5 protein-coding genes are annotated in these 8,311 nt (G+C 72.6%); all 5 read right to left on the bottom strand.

All coding sequences use genetic code 11. The features are described from left to right. Positions 1-254 precede the first annotated feature (254 nt). Positions 255-935 (bottom strand): response regulator, encoded by a 681-nt coding sequence (locus SM793_RS32820; RefSeq protein ID WP_320441977.1) that lies wholly within the window; start codon positions 933-935, stop codon positions 255-257. After that, positions 932-3,703 (bottom strand): sensor histidine kinase KdpD, encoded by a 2,772-nt coding sequence (locus SM793_RS32815; protein WP_320441976.1) that lies wholly within the window; start codon positions 3,701-3,703, stop codon positions 932-934. Before SM793_RS32815 ends, SM793_RS32820 begins: the two co-directional genes overlap by 4 nt. A 116-nt stretch (positions 3,704-3,819) precedes the next feature. Further along, positions 3,820-4,443, bottom strand: coding sequence for a potassium-transporting ATPase subunit KdpC (gene kdpC / locus SM793_RS32810; protein ID WP_320441975.1), 624 nt, complete (start codon positions 4,441-4,443; stop codon positions 3,820-3,822). 17 nt (positions 4,444-4,460) lie between these two features. Next, positions 4,461-6,650: a potassium-transporting ATPase subunit KdpB gene (kdpB, locus tag SM793_RS32805; RefSeq protein ID WP_320441974.1), complete on the bottom strand. Its 2,190-nt coding sequence runs from the start codon at positions 6,648-6,650 to the stop codon at positions 4,461-4,463. Beyond that, on the bottom strand, positions 6,650-8,311 hold the full coding sequence (kdpA, locus tag SM793_RS32800) for a potassium-transporting ATPase subunit KdpA (protein ID WP_320441973.1): 1,662 nt from the start codon (positions 8,309-8,311) through the stop codon (positions 6,650-6,652). Before kdpA ends, kdpB begins: the two co-directional genes overlap by 1 nt.

Here is an 8,311-nt window from a genome sequence, read left to right as displayed (position 1 = left end):
GGGGGGCCCCCGGGGGGGGGGGGGGCCGCGGGCCCCCCCCCCCCCCCCCCCCCCCCCTCCCCCACCTGGGTGACCGCCGGAGCGGCGGAGCGGCCCCAGGCATCCCCCACGGAGCGGGGCCGCTCCCTCACCACCGACGCTATGCCGCCGGACGGTCGCGCCGGCCGCTCTTGACGCCCTGTTGGCGCCGGGGCGGCCGCTCCTGACGGGCCTTTGACGCATCCGGCGGTCCCGGTGCCTCGTCCAGCACCGGTTCAGGGCTCGTAGCGGTAGCCGATCCCCGGCTCGGTGATCAGATGGCGCGGCCGGGCCGGGTCGCGCTCCAGCTTCCGCCGCAGGCCGGCCAGGTAGACCCGCAGGTAGTTGCCCCGTTCCTGGTGGGCCGGGCCCCAGACCTCGCTCAGGATCCGCCGCCCGGGCACCAGCCGGCCGGGGTGGGCCAGCAGCAGGGCCAGGATCCGCCACTCGGTCGGGGTGAGCCGCACCGGGCCGTCCGGCCCGGTCACGGTGGTGGCGGCGAGGTCCACGGTGTGGTCGCCGATCACCGGCGCGGGCGCCGCGGCGCCGACGGTGACCGGCGGGCGGCGCAGTACGGCACGCAGCCGCGCCAGCAACTCGTCCATCAGGAACGGCTTGGTGAGGTAGTCGTCGGCGCCGGCGTCCAGCGCGCCGATCCGGTCGGCGGCGTCGGCCCGGCCGGAGAGCACGATGATCGGCACCGCGCTGCGGCTGCGCAGGCCGCGGATGACGTCCATGCCGTCGAGGTCGGGCAGGCCGAGGTCCAGCAGGACGGCGTCGGGGGCGGTCCTGGCGGCGCGGTCCAGGGCCTCGCCGCCGGTGGCGGCGGTGCGGACGGCGTACTGCCGGGCACCGAGGTTGATCCGCAGGGTGCGCAGCAGCGCCGGCTCGTCGTCGACGACGAGGATCTCGCTCATTCGGGGGCCTCCCCGGGGTACTGGTACTGGGCGGGCGTGGGACCGGTGCGCGCAGGATCGGCGGTCGCGGGATCGACGGTCGCGGGATCGACGGTCGCGGGATCGGCGGTCGCGGGATCGACGGGCAGGGGCCGGACCGGGGCGGCGGGCAGGGTGAGCAGCATGGTGGTGCCGCCACCGGGGGTGTCCTCGACCTCCAGGCTGCCGTCCATGGCCTCGGCGAGGCCGCGGGAGAGGGCGAGGCCGAGGCCGACGCCGGTGGTGTTGTCGGTGTCGCCGAGGCGTTGGAACGGCAGGAACACCCGGTCGCGGTCCTCGGGGGCGATGCCGGGGCCGCGGTCGATCACCCGCAGTTCGACCCGTCCGGCGTGATGGCTGGCCGCGACCAGGACCGGCGCGCCGGGGGCGTTGTACCGCAGGGCGTTGGTGATGACGTTGGCGAGGACGCGCTCCAGCAGCGGCGGGTCGGCGAGCACCGGCGGGACGGTCTCCAGGTCGAGCGGCTGGACGGGCGCGTACGGGTCGGCGAGCGAGTCGAGGGCGCGGGGCAGGATCTCGTCGAGGTGGGTCTCGGCGAGGTGGAGGGTGAGCGCGCCGGCCTGGAGGCGGCTCATGTCGAGCAGGTTGTCCACCAGCCGGGTGAGTTTGACGAGGGACTCGTCGGCGGTGGCGAGGAGTTCGGCCTGGTCCTCGGGGGAGAACTCGACGTCGGGGCTGCGCAGTGAGCCGACCGAGGCGAGGGCGGCGGCGAGCGGGGTGCGCAGGTCGTGGCTGACGGCGGCGAGCAGCGCGGTGCGCATCCGGTCGGCGGCCTTGATGGGTTCGACCTCGGCGGCGACGACGGCGAGGCGGTCGCGTTCCAGGGCGGCGGCGACGTGGGCGGCGAAGGCGGTGAGGACGCGCTGGTCGGCGGCGGGCAGCCGGCGGCCGGTGAGGACGAGGACGGCGTCGGCGCCGACGGGCACCTCGGTGGTGATGGGGGCGTCGGTGCTGACGGCGGTGCCGGTGACGGGGGCGTGGCCCGGGGCGGCACCGCCGCCGTCGGCGTCCCCCGCCGCGGTGGCGGTGGTGTCGCAGGAGGCGAGGACCTCGCCGCCGGTGCGGCCCAGCAGGGCCACGGAACTCATGCCGAAGGCGGTACGGGACTTCTCCAGCAGGGCGGGCAGGGCGTCGGCGCCGCGCAGGACGCTGCCGGCCAGGGTGGAGAGGGTCTCGGCCTCGGCGGTGGCGCGGGCGGCCCGGGCGGTGAGGCGGGTCGCGTGGTCGACCACGGTGGAGACGGTCAGCGCGACGGCCGCGAAGACCACCAGGGCGATGATGTTGTTGGTCTCGCCGATGGTGAAGGTGTGGACGGGCGGGATGAAGAAGTAGTTCAGCAGCACCGAGGCGACCAGCGAGGCCAGCAGGGCCGAGGTGGCGCCGCCGAGCAGGGCGACCACGACGACGCCGAGCTGGAACATCAGGGCGTCGGTGGTGAGGTTGACGGTGTCGTGGAACTGGGACAGCACCAGGGTCAGCAGCGAGGGCACGATCGGTCCGGCCAGGAAGCCGGCGACGGTGCGGCGCCGGGAGTGGCGCCGGCCGAGGGCGGGCAGCCGGCCCCGGCCGGTGAACTCGTGGGTGACCATGTGGACGTCGATGTCCTCGGAGGCGTCCACCGTGGTCTCGCCGATGCCGGGGCCGGTGAGGAAGCGGGCGGTCCGGCCGCGGCGGCTGGTGCCGAGGACGAGCTGGGTGGCGTTGTGGGCGCGGGCGAAGGCGAGCAGTGAGGTGGGGATGTCGTCGCCGACGACCACGTGGTAGCTGCCGCCGAGGCTCTCGACGAGTTGCCGCTGCTGGGCGAGGGCGCCGGAGGAGGCTCCGGCCAGGCCGTCGCTGCGGGTGATGTGGACGGCGAGCAGGTCGCCGCCGGCGGTGCGGAGGGAGGGGCGGCGCGGGACGTCGCGGTCGAGGGTGGTGGCGGGCGACGGGCGGGAGATGCGGGCGGCGCGTCTGATCAGGGTCTCGCCCTCGGGGCCGCCGGTGAGGGCGACCACGACGCGTTCGCGGGTCTCCCAGACCCGGTCGATGTTGTGGCTGGCCCGGTAGTCGCGCAGGCCCTCGTCGACCCGCCCGGCCACCCACAGCAGGGCGAGCTCGCGCAGGGCGGTGAGGTTGCCGACCCGGAAGTAGTGGGAGAGCGCGGCGTCCACCTTCTCCGCCTTGTAGACGTTGCCGTGGGCCATCCGGCGGCGCAGCGCCTGGGGGGCCATGTCGACGAGTTCGATCTGGTCGGCGCGGCGGACCACCTCGTCGGGGACGGTCTCGCGCTGCGGGATGCCGGTGATCTTCCGGACCACGTCGTTCAACGACTCCAGGTGCTGGATGTTGACCGTGGTGATGACGTCGATCCCGGCGTCCAGCAGTTCCTCGACGTCCTGCCAGCGCTTGCCGTGGCGCCCGCCGGGGACGTTGGTGTGGGCGAGTTCGTCGACCAGCGCGACGGCCGGGCGGCGGGCGAGCAGCGCGTCGAGGTCCATCTCCTCGAAGTCGGTGTCCCGGTAGGCGCGGTGGACGCCCGGCACGACCTCCAGACCGTCGAGCATCGCCTCGGTGTGGCGGCGCCCGTGGCACTCGATCCAGCCGACCACGACGTCCGCGCCCCGGTCCTGTCTGCGCCGTGCCTCGTCCAGCATCCGGTAGGTCTTGCCGACACCGGGAGCGGAACCGAGGTACACCCTCAGCCGGCCGCGTCGGTGGCCGGTGCCGGGGGTGAGGTCGCGGGCCATGGGCGCTGCTCTTTCGTCTTCTGCGTCGTACGGGGGGACGGACGGCGGGCCGGTCCGGCCCGGGGCACCCGCCCCGGACCGGACCGGCCCGCCTCAGCTGTTCGGCCGATCTGTCGTCACTTCTGCGCCGCCAGCGCCTGGTTGAGCAGGACGACGTTGACGCCCGGCTGTCCGAGGAAGCCCAGTGGGCGGCCGTCGGTGTTCCGGTCGACCAGCTCGCGGACGGTGTCCGCCGGCAGGTCGCGGGCCTTGGCGACCCGCTCGACCTGCTCCTGGGCGTAGGCGGTGGAGATGTGCGGGTCCAGGCCGGAGCCGGAGGCGGTGAGGGCGTCCACCGGGACGCTCGCCGGGTCGACGCCGTCGAACGCGGCGACGGCCTGGCGGCGGTCCTCGATGTTCTTGGCGAGGTCCTCGCTGCCAGGGCCCAGGTTGGAGGCACCCGAGGCCTTGGGGTCGTAGGCGCCCGGACGGGGCTGGAACCACCGCGGGTCGGGGCGGGGGGCCTCGTCCGGGTCGTCCGGGTTCTGCTCGGGGAGGTTGAAGTTCTGGCCCAGCAGGCTGGAGCCGGCCTCCTTGCCGTCGGCCTTGACGATCGAGCCGTTCGCCTTGTCCGCGAAGGCCAGTTGGGAGATGCCGGTGACCAGCAGCGGGTAGGCGATGCCGAGGAGCACCGTCAGGACCAGCAGGGCGCGCAGCGCGGTGAGGTGGGTGCGGACGGCGGTGGGCAGGGGCTTGGACATGATGCGTTTCTCCTCTCTCAGCTCAGGCCGGGGACGAACTGGACGACCAGGTCGATCAGCTTGATGCCGACGAACGGGACGACCAGGCCGCCGAGGCCGTAGACCCCGATGTTGCGACGCAGCAGCGAACTGGCGTCGGACGGACGGTACTTCACCCCGCGCAGGGCCAGCGGGATCAGGCCGACGATGACCAGGGCGTTGAAGATGATCGCCGAGGTGATGGCGGACTGGGGGCTGTGCAGCTGCATGATGTTGAGCTTGTCCAGGCCCGGGTAGACCGCCGCGAACATCGCCGGGATGATCGCGAAGTACTTGGCGACGTCGTTGGCGATGGAGAAGGTGGTCAGCGCGCCGCGGGTGATCAGGAGCTGCTTGCCGATCTCGACGATCTCGATCAGCTTGGTCGGGTTGGAGTCCAGGTCGACCATGTTGCCGGCCTCCTTGGCCGCCATGGTCCCGGTGTTCATCGCGACACCGACGTCGGCCTGGGCGAGGGCGGGGGCGTCGTTGGTGCCGTCGCCCGTCATCGCGACCAGCTTGCCGCCGGCCTGCTCCTTCTTGATCAGGGCCATCTTGTCCTCGGGGGTGGCCTCGGCGAGGAAGTCGTCCACGCCCGCCTCCTCCGCGATCGCCCGGGCGGTCAGCGGGTTGTCACCGGTGATCATGACGGTCCTGATGCCCATCCGGCGCAGCTCGTCGAACCGCTCCCGCATGCCCTCCTTCACCACGTCCTTGAGGTGGATGACACCCAGGGCCTTCGGGGCCGCGGTGCCGATCCGGGAGGCGACGAGCAGAGGGGTGCCACCGGCGCCGGAGATGCCGTCGACCAGGGCGGCGACGTCCTCGCCGACCGTTCCGCCGTTCTCGGTGACCCAGTTGGTGACCGAACCCGCCGCGCCCTTGCGCACCGAGTGGACGCCGCCCGCCCGTCGCCCGCCGCCACCCTTGTCCGAGTCGCTGCGCTCCACACCTTCTGATTCGTCGAGGTCGACGCCCGACATCCGGGTCTGCGCGGTGAACGGCACCCAGGTGGCGTGCGTCAGCTCGCCCTGGGCGCGGGCCCGCAGACCGTACTCCGTCTTCGCGAGGACGACGATCGAGCGGCCCTCCGGCGTCTCGTCCGCCAGGGACGACAGCTGGGCGGCGTCCGCGAGGTCCCCGATGCCCACGCCCTCGGCCGGCTGGAACTCGGCGGCCTGGCGGTTGCCGAGGGTGATGGTGCCGGTCTTGTCGAGCAGCAGGGTGTTGACGTCGCCCGCCGCCTCGACGGCGCGGCCCGACATCGCCAGCACGTTGCGCTGGACCAGCCGGTCCATGCCGGCGATGCCGATCGCCGAGAGCAGCGCGCCGATGGTGGTCGGGATCAGCGCCACGATCAGCGCGACCAGCACGATCATCGACTGCGGGGCACCGGCGTAGGTGGCCATCGGCTGGAGGGTGACGACCGCCACCAGGAAGACGATGGTCAGCGAGGCCAGCAGGATGTTGAGCGCGATCTCGTTCGGCGTCTTCTGCCGGGCGGCGCCCTCGACCAGGGCGATCATCCGGTCGATGAAGGACTTGCCGGGCTCCGAGGCGATCTTCACCACGATCCGGTCCGACAGCACCTTGGTGCCACCGGTCACGGCGGAGCGGTCGCCGCCCGACTCCCGGATCACCGGCGCGGACTCGCCCGTGATCGCCGACTCGTCGACGGAGGCCACGCCCTCGACGACGTCACCGTCCCCGGGGATGGTCTGTCCGGCCTCGACCACCACGTGGTCGCCGAGCCGCAGCGCGGTACCGGCGACCTCCTCCTCGGCCCGCGAACGCGGCCAGTCGGTGAGGCGGCGGGCCGTGGTGTCGGTCTTGGTCCGGCGCAGGGTGTCCGCCTGCGCCTTGCCCCGGCCCTCGGCGACGGCCTCGGCCAGGTTGGCGAAGACCGTGGTCAGCCAGAGCCACACCGTGATCGACCAGGCGAACACGGTGGGGTCGGCCACCGCGGCGACCGTGGTGACGACCGAGCCGACCTCGACCACGAACATCACCGGGTTCTTGACCATCACCCGGGGGTCGAGCTTCTTCACCGCGTCCGGCAGGGACGCCACGATCAGCTTGGGGTCCAGCAGGCCGCCGGACACTCTGTGCGGCACCTCGGCGGGCGACGTCTCCGGCTGCGGGGCCGGCTTCTCGGCCCACTCGGATTCTTCGGTCATGGTGGACGACATCAGGAGAGACCTTCCGCGATCGGCCCGAGAGCCAGGGCCGGGAAGTAGGTGAGGCCGACGACGATCAGGACGACGCCCGACAGCAGGCCCACGAACAGCGGCTTGTGGGTGGGCAGGGTGCCCGGGGTGGCGGGGACCGGCTGCTGCTGGGCGAGCGAGCCGGCCAGGGCCAGGACGAAGACCATCGGCAGGAACCGGCCGAACACCATCGCCAGACCGATCGCGGTGTCGTACCACTCGGTGTTCACCGTGATGCCGGCGAACGCCGAACCGTTGTTGTTGGCGCCCGAGGTGAAGGCGTACAGGACCTCGGAGAAGCCGTGGGCGCCCGAGTTCAGCATCCCGGCCCGCTCACCCGGCAGCGCCATCGCGACCCCCGTGCCGACCAGCACCAGGGTCGGCGTGGTCAGGATGTAGAGGGAGGCGAACTTCATCTCCCGGCCGCCGAGCTTCCTGCCCAGGTACTCGGGGGTGCGTCCGACCATCAGACCGGCCACGAAGACCGCGACGATCGCCAGCACCAGCATCCCGTACAGGCCCGATCCCACACCGCCGGGCGCGATCTCGCCCAGCATCATGTTGAACATCGTCAGCCCGCCGCCGAACGCGGTGTACGAGTCGTGGAAGGAGTTCACCGCACCGGTCGAGGTCAGCGTCGTCGAGGCCGCGAACAGGCTGGACGCCGCGATGCCGAACCGCTGCTCCTTGCCCTCCATCGCCCCGCCCGCCGACTGCAGGGCGGTGCCCGCGTGGTGCGACTCGGCCAGGGTCATCAGCGCGACCGAGGCGACCCAGAACAGGCCCATCACCGAGACGATCGCGTAGCCCTGGCGGTTGTCGCCGACCATCCGGCCGAACGCCCGCGGCAGTGCGAACGGGATCACCAGGATCAGGAAGACCTCGAGGAAGTTGCTCAGCCCGGTCGGGTTCTCGAACGGGTGCGCCGAGTTGGCGTTGTAGAAGCCGCCGCCGTTGGTGCCCAGCAGCTTGATGACCTCCTGCGAGGCCACCGCCCCGCCCGGGACCGACTGCGGGTCGCCCGCCAGCGTGGCCACCTCGTGGAAGCCGTGGAAGTTCTGCACCACGCCCGTGGCCACCAGGGCCAGCGCGAACACGATCGCGACCGGCAGCAGCAGCCGGAGGCTGATCCGGGTGAGGTCCACCCAGAAGTTGCCCAGCCGGTCGGTGCGGTTGCGGGTGAAGCCCCGGATCAGGGTGGCGACGACCGCGATGCCGACGGCCGCGGAGACGAAGTTCTGCACCGCCAGACCGGCCATCTGGGCCAGGTGCCCCATCGCGGCCTCGCCGCTGTAGGACTGCCAGTTGGTGTTGGCCACGAAGGAGATCGCGGTGTTCCACGCCTGGTGGCCGGACATCTGGTCGACGCCCAGGCCCAGCGGCAGCCACTGCTGCACCCGGATCAGGGTGTAGAGGAAGAGGACGGACACCGCCGAGAAGGCCAGCACCGAACGCAGGTAGACCGGCCAGCGCTGGTCGGCGTCGGCGTCCACGCCGATCACCTTGTACAGGGCCTTCTCGGCCCGGAGGTGTCTGGAGGTGGTGAGGGTGTGGGCGATGTAGTCACCCAGGGGGCGGTAGCACAGGGCCAGTGCGCCCACCAGGGCGAGCACCTGCAGCCAGCCCGCGAGAGTCGAACTCAT

This window comes from Kitasatospora purpeofusca (assembly GCF_034043715.1).
Lineage (GTDB): Bacteria > Actinomycetota > Actinomycetes > Streptomycetales > Streptomycetaceae > Kitasatospora > Kitasatospora purpeofusca_A.
The sequence above is the reverse complement of the archived record's forward strand: the minus strand, read 5'-3'. Positions and strand labels throughout refer to the sequence as shown.

Coding starts and splice junctions, on each gene's coding strand:
- SM793_RS32820 (WP_320441977.1), bottom strand. CDS start 935: ATGAGCGAGATCCTCGTCGTCGACGACGAGCCGGCGCTGCTGCGCACC.
- SM793_RS32815 (WP_320441976.1), bottom strand. CDS start 3,703: ATGGCCCGCGACCTCACCCCCGGCACCGGCCACCGACGCGGCCGGCTG.
- kdpC (WP_320441975.1), bottom strand. CDS start 4,443: ATGTCCAAGCCCCTGCCCACCGCCGTCCGCACCCACCTCACCGCGCTG.
- kdpB (WP_320441974.1), bottom strand. CDS start 6,650: ATGTCGTCCACCATGACCGAAGAATCCGAGTGGGCCGAGAAGCCGGCC.
- kdpA (WP_320441973.1), bottom strand. CDS start 8,311: ATGAGTTCGACTCTCGCGGGCTGGCTGCAGGTGCTCGCCCTGGTGGGC.